Below are 13,992 nucleotides of genomic sequence, written 5' to 3'. Positions count from 1 at the left end.
TTTACCTTAATTGACTTATAAACCGGCTATCAATCCAGATCACATATACAACAGATCATGCATAAACCAGATTGATTATTCGAGCTCTTGAAAACCAAAGGCGCGGCCGCGGTACCTACCGCTTTCACGCCCTTATTAAATGCGTAGTTCTGAACCGCTCCCGACTAACTCAGAATACCTGAGGCTTTCATCGCTTCTCTCAAGGGCTCATGGAATTGCGCAGCCAACTCGGTAAGTGGCAAGCGAATACCAGGCTTAATCATGCCCATTTCAGCCAGGGCCCATTTTACTGGAATCGGATTTGCTTCCAGAAACAATGCAGAATGAAGCTGAGCGATTTGCGAGTCGATTGCTTTCGCCTGCTCGCGCTCACCGGCCAGCCCTAAGCGGCAGATTTCTGCCATTTGTCGCGCTGCAACATTGGCGGTAACTGATATGTTACCTTTCGCCCCCATCAAAATGAGTTCAAGTGCAGTTGCATCGTCACCAGAATAGACTGCGATCTGGCTTCCAACCATGCTGATAAGTTCACGTCCACGCTCCAGATTTCCGGTAGCATCTTTAATACCCACGATATTCTCGATACCGGCAAGACGAGCGACTGTTTCATTACTCATATCACATGCGGTTCGACCGGGCACATTGTAGAGTATTTGATCTATTTCAACCGTTTCTGCAATTTTTTTATAGTGCTGATACAGGCCTTCCTGGGTTGGCTTGTTGTAATAAGGTACAACCAAAAGGCAGGCATTCGCCCCCATTTTGGCCGCTTCACGGGTCAGGTCTATTGCTTCCTGGGTGGAGTTTGCACCCGTACCGGCTACTACCGAGATTTTGCCTTCAACAAGATCAACGACTTTTTTAATGACGTCACAATGTTCCTGAGGATCGAGTGTCGCAGACTCGCCGGTGGTCCCAACGGCTACGATACCATCAGTTCCGGAGTCCAAATGGTATTTAACCAGTTTTTCAAGGCCTTCCCAGTCGAGGGACCCATCTTGGTGCATAGGGGTCGCGAGCGCAACCAGACTACCTGAAATCATAACTCACTCCATTCTCAAGAAAAGCGATATGGTACTTGTCGATAAAGACAGTGACAAGCAGCTTTTCGAAATTTCGTCCCCGTACGCTCAATTTATCGTCAACACACTAAAATCAATATTCTATATCCTTTGCCGGAATACGATCCTGGCACCAACATATCCTTGACAGATCTGTTTTCAACCCCGACTATTTAGGCATTCCTGAACACTTATTCATGGGTTTACACGATTTTATGAACACAACATCTCCGCGCGAAAACTACCTTGTTATATCCGCAATTGGCACTGACCGCCCCGGCATCGTAAATGAGCTGGCCAAAGTCAGCTCTGAAAATAATTGCAATATCGTCGACAGTCGAATGACAGTTCTTGGGGGGGAATTCGCGATTGTGATGATGGTATCCGGGAATTGGGATTCCATCGCAAAAATGGAGAATGCCGTTGCAAGCACTGCTGAAAAGCTCGGACTACAAGTTCATATCAAGCAGACTCAGCCTCGCTCAACCAAACAATCCATTGCTTACAGCGTCCAGGTTGTATCGCTGGATCACCCAGGCATTGTTCACGAAATTGCGGGCTTTTTCACACGCCAACAAATCAATATCGAAGACCTGCAGACTGGAACCTATTGTGCACCGCACACAGGCACACAAATGTTCAACCTTGACATGCGGGTCAACATTCCAACAGACACTCACCTCCCCAGCCTGAGAGAGGAATTTATGATGTTCTGTGATGACAGGAATCTGGACGCCATGATTGAACCTGCCCGAAGTGTCTGACCGAAATTTCAATACTTAATAAAACAGGAGAATTATCGTCATGGCTTTAGCCGTCGGAGATAAAGCACCGGATTTCAGCGCAAAAGACCAAAATGGTGATACCCTCACACTCAGCCAATTCAAAGGCAAAAAAGTTGTGCTCTATTTTTACCCTAAAGACTCGACTCCAGGGTGCACTGCGCAAGCCTGTAATTTGCGCGACAACCATTCTACCCTGACTGAGGAAGGCTATGTTGTTCTTGGTGTCAGCACAGATTCCGAAAAGCGCCACCAGAACTTTATTGGAAAATACGAACTTCCCTTTCCGTTAATTGCCGACACAGATCAGAAAGTGCATGAACTTTATGGCACCTGGCAACTCAAGAAAACCTTTGGCAAGGAGTACATGGGAACCGTCAGAACGACTTACGTGATCGATGAACAAGGCACAATCACTGACATTATCAAAAAAGTAAACACCAAAGATCACACCGCCCAGATTATCCCGGGCTAACCGATTCTCAGCGACATAACGGCGCGCCGTCTAATCACCGCCGTTATGCCGTTCTCTTCTGCACCCACGCAAAACAGCTTCCCCCAAAACAGCCACAGATACGACCTGGTTCGGTACATTTGCAACAGAAATGTAAAAACTGGTCAAGATTGAACCAGAAATCCCACAAAGTGAGAACTGCGTACCCGTAAACCCTGCCACCTTCATTAGAATACGAAGAAATCAACAAAATATAACAATAATCCCACTTCAGAGCACAGGGAGTTCAATATGCAAGCAGCATTTTCAATATTGCTGACACTTATGCTGGTTCCCACACTGGCACAATCACGTACGATCGGCGATGTCGAACTGCAAGAAGAAGTTCAGGTCGGCTCGAACGGACCGGTACTCAGCCTGAACGGCGCGTCGTTACGTCGCACCTATATGATTGTAAAAACCTATGTTGGCGGACTCTATTTAGAACATCCGACCCATAACGAAGAACAAATCATAACCAGCGATGAATATAAACGAATGATGTTCCACGTCCTGTTAAATCGGGTAACAGCCCGAAAAGTCGCACGCGCCCTGAAAGAAGCGCTAGTGGTGAACTTATCCAGAGACCAACACACCACACTCGAACCCGACATCGATAAATTTCTGGATATGTTTGACGGCAAACTACACCGCAGTGATGAAGTGAATATTGACTACATACCCGGCACGGGCACACAGGTTACCATTGCAGGTGAAGTAAAAGGCGTCATCCCCGGCAAAGCATTTTCGGATGCGCTGTTATCTGTCTGGGTGGGCCGAGAACCCGTTAGTGATTCTTTCAAGAGCGATATACTCGGCATAAATTGAGTCCTTTGTTCTGATTGGGGGAAGTCATACGCCCCCATTCAGAAACAGGCACCATCAAAAATCTAGTTAAACCACTAAAGCGCCTTGTTGTTTGTTGGCCATGCGCTAAATACAGCCTTCACGAGTGTGGCCAGTGGAATCGCAAAAAACACGCCCCAAAACCCCCAAACACCACCAAAAAACAGCACCGCCACGATTATTAATACCGGGTGCAAATTGACAACCTCAGAAAACAGCAACGGTACTAACACATTTCCGTCCAGTGCCTGAACGATTCCATAGAAAACCATCAAATAAATAAACTCGGTACCCCACCCCCATTGAAAGAATGCAATGAGAGCGACAGGAATCGTGACAACGGCTGCACCAATGTAAGGAATCACAACAGACAACCCCACTAGAATCGCCAACAACGCTGCATAATTTAATCCGAATACGGCAAAGACAATGTAAGTAACCACCCCCACTACAAAAATTTCAACTACTTTGCCCCGAATATAATTTGCAAACTGCATGTTCATCTCCAACCAGATTCGGTTCATCAACACCCTGTCTTTAGGCAGGAGAGCCGCCAGACTGTGCAGAATAACCCGCTTATCCTTCAAAAAGAAAAACACCAGAATGGGCACCAGGACGATATATATCAACCACTCAACGACGTTCCCGAGACCCTGGAGTGAGAATGAGACAACAAACTGCCCTAACTTTCCAACCTCAGCGGTAACCTGATCAAATACTTGTTGGATAGCCCCTTGGGAGAGAAACTGAGGGTATTGCTCAGGCAGCAACTTTACACTGGCCTGAAGGTCACCCATTATGCGCGGCATTTCCTTGACCAGAGAAATAATCTGCCCCCAGATTAATGGCAAAAGCACCAATAGCAACACGGTTAATATGCCAAGAAAAAGGAGGAAAGTGACAATGATTGCCGCTCTTTCCGGGAGCCCCACATTAGTTAAACGCGTCACCAACCCTTGCAGAATAAATGCAAGAACAATGCTCGCTATTACCGGCGCCAACATTTTCCCGAGGAAAACAACTACTCCAAGCCCGGTCAACAGCAGTACAAACAGTATCACTGCCTCTTCATCAGAAAAGTACTTTTCGATCCAGCTTTGGACAATTTTCAGCATAATGTTTTCAACTAGTTTGATCCATTAATGTAATGTACCGTTAAATTGTAGTGGTCAATAAAACCCGCTCACCTCGATTGCTAAAATCCTCTGAGTACTGCTCGATCTATGGATTCAGACATTTAAAGTTTTTTGTGCAACTGAGATGTTACGAGCCTTTGCGAATGACAAAATAATATTCTCTGTCACGCGCTTCAAATTCAACCAATTCATGTGCAGTTAGGTCGATAAAAGACTTAAAATCCCGAACAGAGCCTGGATCAGTTGTGAGTACCGCCAGGCAAGCACCGACATCGATTTGGTTCAGTGCCTGTTTCGTTTTCAGTAAAGGCATAGGGCAATTAAGACCCTTTAAGTCAAGCACATGCTGTTCCGACATTAAATTTTATCCTGTATATTTAGATATTCAGCAATTTTAAGCCATGAAATCAGGTTATCGAACACATTACGGGAGATTAATCACTTGAACAGGCTCGAATTTGCTAAGATGCAGAACACAAAGCCCATGCGAGTCATGATATCGCAGCATTCATCACGTTATCATAATGATGTACAGACACAACAAAAATCAAATTCGTGTTCGCTATTTCATCTCGACTTCGCTTACTGGCCTGGTTCTGCTGATAGCTGCACTCTCCCCATTCATGTCTCACGCTCAAGAAGACATCTCGCTGCCAACACTCGGAGATGCCACTTCCGGCGTAATTTCATTACAGCAGGAAAAATCTTTGGGCCAATACTGGCTGAAATCACTTCGCCGTCAGGTTAAAACTTTTGATGACCCGGTAGTAAATCAATACCTCAATGATCTTGTCTATCGCCTGATTCCAAATAGTGAACTTTCCGACAGATCAGTACAAACTATCATTGTTGACAGCGCACAACTCAACGCCTTTGCGGTGCCTGGCGGCATCGTCGGCATTAACGCCGGCCTTTTTCTTTATGCAAACAACGAACAGGAATTCAGCTCGGTACTTGCACACGAGCTGGCTCACCTCAGTCAGCGCCACTTCGCCCGCTCAGTAGAACGACAGCAGAATAACACCCCTCTGGCCCTGGCAGGCTTACTCGCCAGCATCGTCATTGGCGCTGCCGCAGGCCCGGATGCCGGCCTGGCGGTACTCGCTGGCTCGCAGGCACTTTCGGTTCAAAACCAATTGAGCTACAGCCGACAAAATGAACAGGAAGCTGACCGAATCGGGATTAACACACTCTATCAATCCGGGTTTGACCCCTATGCCATGCCTGCAATGTTTGAACGCATGCTACAACAAAGCCGTCTTCAAGGAGAGGCACCGCCTGAATATCTCTCAACCCACCCAGTAACAGAATCTCGGGTTGCAGACACCCGGAATCGGGCAGAACAGTATCCCAAGGTCGCCGTTCCAGACTCCCTGGATTTCTATGAAATGAAAGCCAGGGTCATTATCCACTACGCCAACTCACCCAACCAGGCCGTCAACCAGTTTCAACAAGCTGTCAAAAACAGTACTGGCAATGAACAGATTGTTCAGCAATACGCTTTAGCAGCAGCCTACATCGATGCTGGCAATCCTGGTAAGGCAACACCTCTCGCTGAAGCGTTGACGCAAAAGTACCCCCACAACCTCATCTATCGTGAGCTTTATGGAGCCGCACTGCTCGCCGAGAAAAAACTGGCGTCTGCAGAAGAGCACTTGAAAACCTCTTTGAATTTCAGCCCAAAAAACTATCCACTACAGGTACTCCTCGCAAGAACTTATGAAACGCAAAACCGGCTGATCGAAGCGCAATCTGTATTGAAGGTACTGACAAAAGAGAATCCGCAACGCCCGGACTTATGGTATCAACTGGCAGAAGTGAATGGTTTAGCCGGTGATATCATTGATTTGTATCGCGCCAGAGCGGAATATTTTTACCTGCTGGGCAACTTTGAAAAAGCACAAGAAAATCTGCGATTAGCAATAAAGCGAAATGGTGATCGCTACCCTCTGAACACAGTATTGCAGTCCAGAATGGATTCGATCACTCGCGAGAAGAAGGAGAACCGGTTTTAAATCAGGCCGTAAACTGAAGCATGCGTTGCAAAGGTCTCAGCGCTTTTTCGCGCAGCTGAGGCTCGACAAAGATTTCCTGCGACTCGTCCTGCAAGACTTGATACAAGTTCTCGAGACCATTCATTGCCATCCACGGACAATGTGCGCAACTCCGACAGGTAGCCCCACTTCCGGCAGTAGGTGCTGCTATAAAGGTCTTATCAGGAGACTGCTGCTGCATTTTGTAGAAAATGCCTCGATCCGTTGCGACAATGAAATGGGTGTTACTCATTTCACCGGATGCTTTCAACAACTGAGAGGTGCTCCCTACTCTATCAGCAACTTCAAGCACTGACTCCGGCGACTCGGGGTGTGCAAGCACCGCCGCATCAGGATACGCCTTCTTCAAGTCAAGTATACCCTTCGCCTTGAATTCTTCATGGACGATGCAGGAACCATCCCAGAGCAGCATATCAGCCCCGGTTTCCTTCTGGATATAGCCACCCAAATGCTTATCGGGCCCCCAGATTATCTTTTTGCCCTGCTGGTCAAGATAGCTGACTACCTTGAGGGCAATACTGGAGGTCACGACCCAGTCCGCCCGCGCTTTAACTGCAGCTGAGGTATTCGCATAAACAACGACTTCACGATCCGGGTGGGCATCACAGAATGCACTAAACTCATCCACTGGACAGCCTATGTCCAAAGAGCATGTCGCCTCGAGCGTAGGCATAAATACACGCTTCTCCGGACTGAGGATTTTTGCCGTCTCTCCCATGAATTTAACACCGGCCACAATAAGCGTGCTGGCGGGATTATCGGCACCGAATCGGGCCATTTCCAGGGAATCAGATACACAGCCTCCTGTTTCTTCAGCGAGCGCCTGAAGCGAGTCATCGGTGTAATAGTGGGCTACAAGGACGGCATTTTTCTGCTTGAGCAACCTGGTAATTTCGGACTTCAATTCAGCCTGGCGCTCCTGGCTGAGCTCTTGAGCTTCATGCTCGTGGGCCAAGTGCTCCTGTACAAGAATTCGATCGGCTATATCACTCATGAAACCCCCTAATCCCAAATGGCTCTGCCGCCACTGCCAAGTACAAAGGATTAAAAATGCTATACAGCAGTGTAAGGCCCGGAAATGAAAAAAGGGAAGTGAAACACTTCCCTTTTTAAGTGGTGGGTCGTGATGGATTCGAACCATCGACCAATTGGTTAAAAGCCAACTGCTCTACCAACTGAGCTAACGACCCTTAAACGAAGATTCTATCTTGCGATAGATTTCTAAAACTGTTTTCCCATGCTTTCCGCTACTCAGGCAAGGTTTCCATATTTATGCAAACCTTTATCTTGACTACCTTCAAGCTTACAAACCTCATCGCCTTAGTGCGATCTGTTTGCCATTCTACCATTCTGAGAACTAAGTTCAATTTCTCTTTCTGGTTTCGGTGCTTTAATTTCAGCTGCGTTCCAACAAGAACACCGCTTCGATTTAACACACCGCTTCGCTTGCTGACTTTGCTTTCGGGAGCGCTTGTAGACCGCTCTCGATCACCAATCAGCTTAGCTGAATAATGGTGGGTCGTGATGGATTCGAACCATCGACCAATTGGTTAAAAGCCAACTGCTCTACCAACTGAGCTAACGACCCAAACGAGGCCGCTATAATATTCATTCTGAAAAAAATAACAACCCCTAAAATGACATTTTTATTTATTTTTTGTGATTTTTTTCTGGAGCACCTAAAAATTGATTAAGAGATACACATTGTGATCGATTTCACACCAATTGATAAAACGCTATGCACTATAAATTTGAAGCACCCCAAAACAGGCGCGGCACAGGAAGCACATAAATCTGCACCTGAACCGCATATTCAAGCTTCAAACTCGAGCCCTCAATACTTAAACCTCTCCCGTTAAAGCTTCGAAAGATAATCTGAAGCCAGTTTTGCAGCCGAACTCGCGGGGTATTGCTTCGCTACGCTCGAAAGAAATTGCGCAGCAGACTGTTTATCGCCCAACTTGTCATAAACGACCCCTAATTTAAAAAGTGCATCTGCGGCTTTGCGGTGCTCAGGGTATCGACTGGTTACCACGGTAAAGGCCTGCTTGGCCTGCTCAAGCTGGGGTAGCACCATATAGACTTCCCCTAACCAGTAATAAGCATTTACGGTAAGTTCATTTTCCGGCTGATCAGCGATAAAGCCATGCAACGCATCCAGCGCTTTGTTGAAATCTTTTTTCTTTATCAATTCATAAGCCTTCTGATACGCCGCCTTTTGCTCTGGGGTCGCACTGGACTGGTTTGCTGCATCATCGCCTGAGGTAACCGCCCCTGCCGTATCTTGAGTTCCAGCAGGGGTCACGGCTTGAGCTTCTCGCTTGTTAAGCTCCAATAGACGCTGATCAAGGTCAACATATCGCTCACGGGATTGTTTTTTCAAAACACTCACCTGGTGTTGTAACTCTTCTACGAGCCCCCGTAGCGTGAGTACTTCACGCTGCAGCGTTTCAAGCATAAAATACATTTCAGCATTTGCTGCGCTTCCAGCCACTACGGTGGAGCCGGCTTGATCATTCTGGGCTACCTGTAATGCTGGTGTTGAAACAACCGGGGTTGCAGCGGACGCTATTCCAGATAGACAGAACAGGAGAATAAAAAGGCGTTTAGGCATCATGTGTCCAATTTCCATTAACTATATTGAAAAACAAATGAGAGTGAAAAAATAATTCATATGGAGCCCAACCGAATTGGTTCACTTGTTAAATTTTATGAGAACAACTGATTTATACGGCTCGGTTAAACAGCAATTCATCTCAGTTTAGAATCTTAAGTGCAGTTTAGGATCTTAAATGTGGAAATGACCAGCGAGATCGAAAGAAATGACCTATCACTCAGATTTGCTGACACATTTAAGCGTTGCTGTAAGGAGACGATATCCGAAATAATGGCTGGAAACTAGGGTTTGAACTGGATGGGATAGTGTTGAGCCAAACTTCTGGCAGCCACTCAAGCAGCTGCCAGTGGAGCAAGGTCTATACTTATTTATAAACAAGGACACCACGACGGTTCTTAGACCAGGCATTTTCAGTGTGATCTGGGTCCATTGGCTGCTCTTCACCGTAGCTCAAAACCTCTATCTGGTTCGAAGCAACACCATTTACAACCAGAAAACGCTCCAAAGATTTGGCTCGTCGCTCGCCCAACGCCATGTTGTATTCTTTGGTTCCGCGCTCATCACAGTGGCCTTCAATTAATACTTTCATGCCAGGATTGGATGCCAGGAAGCGGGCATGGGCCATCAGCGGCAAACGAAACTCAGGCTTGATATCGGAACGGTCAAATTCAAAATAGAAGGTTCTGATTTCGCGCAATGCAGCTTGTTCACGTTCGTAGATCTCTTGCTGAGTCGGACCTTTAGGCAATGCAGATTGATCAACGCCATCACCACCCGGTTGTCCTGTAGTCGCACCGGTATTTTGTTGTGCAGGCGTATCGACTTCGGTTCCCGGTTGCTCAGAGGTGGAACTACAACCTGCTAACACTGCCATTGAAAGGGCAAGTGCCAGGCCATTCTTCTTTGATATCATTTTCATCATCTATCCTTACTTAACTTTTTTAGGGTTACTTATCTAATCAAATCGCATTCTATCGAGTAAAAGGTGACCAAGCCGGCTCGCGAACGTCTCCAAATTTGGATGGGAGAAAATATTTTGTACTGCCATCAACAGAGACAACCGCCAAGACACCACTTTTACCTCTTTGCGTTCCATAAATCAACATCCGGCCATTGGGAGCAATACTGGGAGACTCGTCCAGAGGCGTTTGAGTCAAAACACGACTTTCTCCAGACTCCAAGTCTAGTGCGGCAATGTTAAATTCGCCATTTCTTTGGTGAACATAAAAGATCCGTTTTCCATCGCTACTGAATCGAGGTCGGGCATTGTATTTACCCTCAAAGGTCAAGCGTTCAGGGGTACCGCCATTTACATTCATTCGATACACCTGAGGCTTCCCGCTTCGGTCTGAAGTAAACACGATGGAACGGCCATCAACGCTCCAACTTGGCTCGGTATCGATTGCAAAATGTCGGGTCAACCGGTCCAGTGACCGGCTTGCGAGATCCATAACATAAATCTCGGCGTTACCGTCTTTGGACAAGGTTAACGCAAGTTTCTTACCATCTGGAGAAAATGCAGGCGCACCGTTCAATCCTTTAAAGGAAGACACAATTTCACGCGCACCTGAGGCAATATCTTGAATATAGATCGCGGGACGACCTGTTTCGAAAGAGACATAGGCCATTTGCTTTGCATCTGGAGACCAGCTGGGCGAAAGAACCGGCTTGCTGGTATTCAACAACACTTTAGCATTGTGTCCGTCTGCGTCAGCTGTTTGCAATCGGTATTCAAGCGCCCCACTACTTCCTTTCTGTAACGTAATATAAGCTATCTTGGTCGAGAACAGACCTTTTATGCCGATGATTTTCTCATAAATCGCATCGCTGATACGATGAGCCAACGCGCGTAGATTATTTTCAGTGGACGAAAACAGCTGCCCATCAATCCGTTGCTGCTGATTAACATCAAATAATTCATATCGAACGTTGTATTTATTCTGCGCGGATGAAAAATCAATTTCACCTATTACCAGATAATTCTGCCCCAATAGCCGCCACTCGCGATAGAACACCTCATTGGCTCGGGACGGCATACTCAACATTCGACCTATAGGCACCGGCTCAAACTCGCCACTGCGCATAAGATCGTCAGAAATAATTTTCGATATATCCTCAGGAATAGCCCGAACACTATTATTTCTAAACGGGACAACCGCAATTGGTACCGCAGAATCTGCGCCCTGAGTTATTTCGATAGTCAGCTCTGATCGAGCCGGCAGCGCGATACTCGCCAGTAACCAGAACAAAATAAGATACATATGCTTACTAGATTTCATAACGCTTAATCTATAGCTCCTCTTAATCTATAGCTCCTTTGGATTAAAAATCAGCGTGAACTTTCGAAAATGCTTTTCAAATACTCGAGAGTCATCAGGCACGGGATAGTTTCGAATCGCGTTAGCAGCACTAAGCGCACTATTATCAAACGCCTGGTTACCACTGCTACGTGTCACTTCAGCAGAAACCAGCTCCCCTGTCGGTAATAGACGTATCGACAAATAAACCTGCATTCCGGGTTCCGCACTCGCTGGCTTGAACCATTTCTGCCTGATTCGGGATTGAATCAGACTCATATAACGATCCAACAAACTCGCCTCTGCAATTCGCTGAGCCTCCATTGCTCGACTAACTTCCTCTGCTTTGCGGGCTTTTTCAGCCTCTTCCGCAGCTTGCTTTAGACTGTCTTCCCGAGCCTTGCGCGCCTGCTCCGCCAGCATACGCTCACGCTCCTGACGTTTTTCAAGCGCTTGTTTTTCTCTCTCGCGCTCCAGTTTCTCCTGACGCTCTTTTTCCTGGCGGGCTTTTTCTTTCTGTGCCTGTTCACGGCGCGCCTTTTCTTCGCGCTCTTTCTTTAACTTTTCCTGGCGTACTTTTTCATCCTTTTCTTTCTTTAGCCGAATGGCTTCCTGCTCTTTTCGCAAAGTCTCCTGGCGCGCTTTCTCCTGAGCTTTTTGGCGTTCGGCTTCCTGCTTCTGCCTTTCTTGCGCTTTCTGCTGCTCGAGGAGTTTTTGCTTATCTTCCTCAGGCTTTTTTGGCTCGGGTCGCTTTTCTTCGGGCTTGACGGGGAGGGTTACTTCAGCTGGCGGTGGCACTTGTTTACGCATCGCCTCCAGCATCGAAGCATCGAAGATCACGGCCTTGATATGCTTTGGAGCGGCAATCTCATCGGGTTCGAGACTAATTTTCCACCCCAATGTAATCGCCACGATTAGCACCAGATGGAGACCAGCCGAGAACAGGAACGATTTTAAATAACTGATATTCTCGCTTGCTTGCGACACACTATTCCTTTGCATTTTTCAGGGATTTTCTGTGATCAGCCCGACCCCGGGCGCGCCAGCATCCTGGACAACCCCCATCAGACGAACAATAGCGCCGTATTCAACATGGGTATCCCCCCGAACCAATACTCCGATTCCCGGATTCTGCGCCAATACTTTCTGAACCGCATCGGACACCTGGCTCAAATCCAGCGGGGTCTTGGAGCGCTCTTGATCGCCCAATTCAAGATAATAAGCTCCATTGGCATCGATGCTGACAATCAACGGTTCTTTATTCTTGTCAACAGGAAAAGGGTCTGACTCCACTTTTGGCAGATCAACCTGCACCCCTTGCATTAACATCGGTGCCGTAACCATAAAAATAATCAACAGCACCAACATAACATCAATGTAAGGAACAACATTAATGTCTGACATTGGACGGTGACGTTTGGTATTCATTTTCATTGAATTACACCTGAAACATGAGTCCGGTTAGGTCGTTTACGACGCTTTGGATGCGTGCACTTTACGGTGCAATATACTGGAAAACTCTTCCGCGAATGTTTCATAAGATTTGAGCAGACTGTCTGCCTTGGTGGAATAGCGGTTGTATGCGATTACCGCGGGTATTGCTGCAAACAGTCCCATAGCGGTTGCCACTAACGCCTCGGAAATACCAGGAGCCACTGTTGCGAGCGTAGCTTGATGCTCCTGAGCGAGACCCCGGAACGAATTCATGATCCCCCAAACCGTTCCAAACAGACCGATATAAGGACTGGTTGACCCAACAGTTGCCAGGAATGGCAGGTGCTGATCGAGCTTATCGGACTCCCGTGACAAGGCCACGCGCATGGCGCGCTGGGTGCCTTCCAGAATCACTTCTGCATCAACACCGGACTGCTGACGTAATCGATTAAACTCCTTGAAACCGGCTCGAAAAATCACCTCAAGCCCGCTATTTGCTGTGGGATTGGCAGAAACATCACGAAACAACTGGGTCAAATCCATCCCTGACCAGAACTTTTCTTCAAAGGAGAGCATATTTTTACGGGCTACAGAGAACACACTCGCGCGCTGAAATATAATCCACCACGAAACGACCGAAGCCGCAAACAACAGCAACATCACAAATTGCACAATAAAGCTGGCGCCCGAGATTAAGCTCCATATGGACATTTGGTGTTCCACCCGGCATTTCTCCTTACTTAATGAACGATTTAAATTTTATTTACCACCACGTTTACCTTTAACGGCAATTCAAATGCCGACCCGTCGCGCTAAGAAACTAAACAGCGCTCCAGGATTTTTGGCAGCCGCCTTGGCTTACCTGTATCCTGATCAACGCATGCTACCTTTATTTCACCCTTTACCAGCAGCTCACAATGGCTTGGATCAACTCCATCCAGACTCAGCTCCGTGTTAGAGCGCAGCACGGTTTGCCCAAACACCATATAGGTTCGCGCCAGCTGCTTTACTTCCGCCGTCACCAAGAGAAGATCATCCAGAAAAGCAGACCGTAAATAGTTAACATTGACGTTTGCCACAACAAAGTTGACACCACCTTCCAATTCTCGGCGCAGGGCCACGCCCTGATTACGCACAAATTCAGTCCGGGCGCGCTCCATAAACTTCAGGTAATTGGCATAAAAAACGATTCCACCCGCATCGGTATCTTCTATGTAGACACGTATCGGCAACGAAAACGGACTCATTCTAAAGGGGCTCCTCACAGCTCAA

The 13,992-nt window shown here is 47.1% G+C and carries 15 protein-coding genes and 2 tRNA genes; 4 read left to right on the top strand and 13 right to left on the bottom strand.

Annotated elements, in window-relative coordinates:
* Positions 1-164: 164 nt before the first annotated feature.
* The gene (gene dapA / locus OLMES_RS12670) at positions 165-1,043 is read right to left on the bottom strand and encodes a 4-hydroxy-tetrahydrodipicolinate synthase (RefSeq protein WP_087461588.1); all 879 of its coding nucleotides are present in this window, start codon (positions 1,041-1,043) and stop codon (positions 165-167) included.
* Between the two features lie 233 nt (positions 1,044-1,276).
* Here dapA and OLMES_RS12665 point away from each other — a divergent pair, with 233 nt between their 5' ends.
* From OLMES_RS12665 to OLMES_RS12655, 3 genes are all read left to right on the top strand, one after another.
* Positions 1,277-1,825, top strand: coding sequence for a glycine cleavage system protein R (locus OLMES_RS12665; RefSeq protein WP_087464472.1), 549 nt, complete (start codon positions 1,277-1,279; stop codon positions 1,823-1,825).
* A 40-nt stretch (positions 1,826-1,865) separates the two neighbouring features.
* Positions 1,866-2,318 carry a thioredoxin-dependent thiol peroxidase gene (gene bcp / locus OLMES_RS12660; RefSeq protein WP_087461587.1) on the top strand — a complete coding sequence of 151 codons (453 nt, stop codon included), beginning with the start codon at positions 1,866-1,868 and terminating at the stop codon, positions 2,316-2,318.
* A 270-nt stretch (positions 2,319-2,588) separates the two neighbouring features.
* A complete protein-coding gene (locus tag OLMES_RS12655) occupies positions 2,589-3,164 on the top strand; it encodes a chalcone isomerase family protein (protein WP_087461586.1) in 576 nt (191 codons plus the stop codon).
* Positions 3,165-3,238: 74 nt separating this feature from the next.
* Here the strand turns inward: OLMES_RS12655 and OLMES_RS12650 are convergent, their stop codons facing one another.
* On the bottom strand, positions 3,239-4,297 hold the full coding sequence (locus OLMES_RS12650; RefSeq protein WP_087461585.1) for an AI-2E family transporter: 1,059 nt from the start codon (positions 4,295-4,297) through the stop codon (positions 3,239-3,241).
* Positions 4,298-4,445: 148 nt separating this feature from the next.
* Positions 4,446-4,676 (bottom strand): sulfurtransferase TusA family protein, encoded by a 231-nt coding sequence (locus OLMES_RS12645; protein WP_087461584.1) that lies wholly within the window; start codon positions 4,674-4,676, stop codon positions 4,446-4,448.
* A gap of 166 nt (positions 4,677-4,842) precedes the next feature.
* On the opposite strand from OLMES_RS12645, the gene OLMES_RS12640 reads away from it, so the two are divergent.
* On the top strand, positions 4,843-6,333 hold the full coding sequence (locus tag OLMES_RS12640; RefSeq protein ID WP_087461583.1) for a M48 family metalloprotease: 1,491 nt from the start codon (positions 4,843-4,845) through the stop codon (positions 6,331-6,333).
* A 1-nt stretch (position 6,334) separates the two neighbouring features.
* On the opposite strand, the gene nadA is transcribed toward OLMES_RS12640, so the two are convergent.
* From nadA to OLMES_RS12590, 10 genes are all read right to left on the bottom strand, one after another.
* Positions 6,335-7,366 carry a quinolinate synthase NadA gene (gene nadA, locus OLMES_RS12635; protein ID WP_087461582.1) on the bottom strand — a complete coding sequence of 344 codons (1,032 nt, stop codon included), beginning with the start codon at positions 7,364-7,366 and terminating at the stop codon, positions 6,335-6,337.
* A gap of 120 nt (positions 7,367-7,486) precedes the next feature.
* Positions 7,487-7,562: transfer RNA gene (locus OLMES_RS12630), tRNA-Lys, on the bottom strand.
* A 322-nt stretch (positions 7,563-7,884) separates the two neighbouring features.
* A tRNA-Lys gene (locus OLMES_RS12625) sits at positions 7,885-7,960 on the bottom strand.
* A 267-nt stretch (positions 7,961-8,227) separates the two neighbouring features.
* Entirely contained in the window at positions 8,228-8,989 is a 762-nt protein-coding gene (gene ybgF / locus OLMES_RS12620; protein ID WP_198343324.1) for a tol-pal system protein YbgF, read from the bottom strand.
* A gap of 364 nt (positions 8,990-9,353) precedes the next feature.
* A complete protein-coding gene (gene pal / locus OLMES_RS12615) occupies positions 9,354-9,902 on the bottom strand; it encodes a peptidoglycan-associated lipoprotein Pal (protein ID WP_232465329.1) in 549 nt (182 codons plus the stop codon).
* A 58-nt stretch (positions 9,903-9,960) separates the two neighbouring features.
* Positions 9,961-11,268, bottom strand: a complete 1,308-nt coding sequence (tolB, locus tag OLMES_RS12610; protein ID WP_198343323.1) for a Tol-Pal system beta propeller repeat protein TolB — start codon at positions 11,266-11,268, stop codon at positions 9,961-9,963.
* 27 nt (positions 11,269-11,295) lie between these two features.
* Positions 11,296-12,273, bottom strand: coding sequence for a cell envelope integrity protein TolA (gene tolA, locus OLMES_RS12605; protein WP_157678287.1), 978 nt, complete (start codon positions 12,271-12,273; stop codon positions 11,296-11,298).
* 18 nt (positions 12,274-12,291) lie between these two features.
* The gene (gene tolR, locus OLMES_RS12600; protein WP_198343322.1) at positions 12,292-12,720 is read right to left on the bottom strand and encodes a protein TolR; all 429 of its coding nucleotides are present in this window, start codon (positions 12,718-12,720) and stop codon (positions 12,292-12,294) included.
* 36 nt (positions 12,721-12,756) lie between these two features.
* Positions 12,757-13,431 (bottom strand): protein TolQ, encoded by a 675-nt coding sequence (tolQ, locus tag OLMES_RS12595; RefSeq protein WP_198343321.1) that lies wholly within the window; start codon positions 13,429-13,431, stop codon positions 12,757-12,759.
* A 101-nt stretch (positions 13,432-13,532) separates the two neighbouring features.
* Complete coding sequence (locus OLMES_RS12590) at positions 13,533-13,967, bottom strand: YbgC/FadM family acyl-CoA thioesterase (RefSeq protein WP_087461577.1); 435 nt, start codon at positions 13,965-13,967, stop codon at positions 13,533-13,535.
* Positions 13,968-13,992 lie beyond the last annotated feature (25 nt).

The organism is Oleiphilus messinensis, assembly GCF_002162375.1.
GTDB classification, from domain to species: domain Bacteria; phylum Pseudomonadota; class Gammaproteobacteria; order Pseudomonadales; family Oleiphilaceae; genus Oleiphilus; species Oleiphilus messinensis.
Note: the sequence above shows the minus strand (reverse complement) of the source record. Positions and strands in the feature narration are given on the sequence as shown.

Excerpts from the sequence above, each read along its gene's own strand:
- nadA (WP_087461582.1), bottom strand. The coding sequence starts at position 7,366 with ATGAGTGATATAGCCGATCGAATTCTTGTACAGGAGCACTTGGCCCAC.
- OLMES_RS12655 (WP_087461586.1), top strand. The coding sequence starts at position 2,589 with ATGCAAGCAGCATTTTCAATATTGCTGACACTTATGCTGGTTCCCACA.
- OLMES_RS12645 (WP_087461584.1), bottom strand. The coding sequence starts at position 4,676 with ATGTCGGAACAGCATGTGCTTGACTTAAAGGGTCTTAATTGCCCTATG.
- bcp (WP_087461587.1), top strand. The coding sequence starts at position 1,866 with ATGGCTTTAGCCGTCGGAGATAAAGCACCGGATTTCAGCGCAAAAGAC.
- OLMES_RS12640 (WP_087461583.1), top strand. The coding sequence starts at position 4,843 with ATGATGTACAGACACAACAAAAATCAAATTCGTGTTCGCTATTTCATC.
- tolB (WP_198343323.1), bottom strand. The coding sequence starts at position 11,268 with ATGAAATCTAGTAAGCATATGTATCTTATTTTGTTCTGGTTACTGGCG.
- OLMES_RS12590 (WP_087461577.1), bottom strand. The coding sequence starts at position 13,967 with ATGAGTCCGTTTTCGTTGCCGATACGTGTCTACATAGAAGATACCGAT.
- tolR (WP_198343322.1), bottom strand. The coding sequence starts at position 12,720 with ATGAAAATGAATACCAAACGTCACCGTCCAATGTCAGACATTAATGTT.
- OLMES_RS12650 (WP_087461585.1), bottom strand. The coding sequence starts at position 4,297 with ATGCTGAAAATTGTCCAAAGCTGGATCGAAAAGTACTTTTCTGATGAA.
- tolQ (WP_198343321.1), bottom strand. The coding sequence starts at position 13,431 with ATGTCCATATGGAGCTTAATCTCGGGCGCCAGCTTTATTGTGCAATTT.
- pal (WP_232465329.1), bottom strand. The coding sequence starts at position 9,902 with ATGATATCAAAGAAGAATGGCCTGGCACTTGCCCTTTCAATGGCAGTG.
- dapA (WP_087461588.1), bottom strand. The coding sequence starts at position 1,043 with ATGATTTCAGGTAGTCTGGTTGCGCTCGCGACCCCTATGCACCAAGAT.
- OLMES_RS12665 (WP_087464472.1), top strand. The coding sequence starts at position 1,277 with ATGAACACAACATCTCCGCGCGAAAACTACCTTGTTATATCCGCAATT.
- ybgF (WP_198343324.1), bottom strand. The coding sequence starts at position 8,989 with ATGATGCCTAAACGCCTTTTTATTCTCCTGTTCTGTCTATCTGGAATA.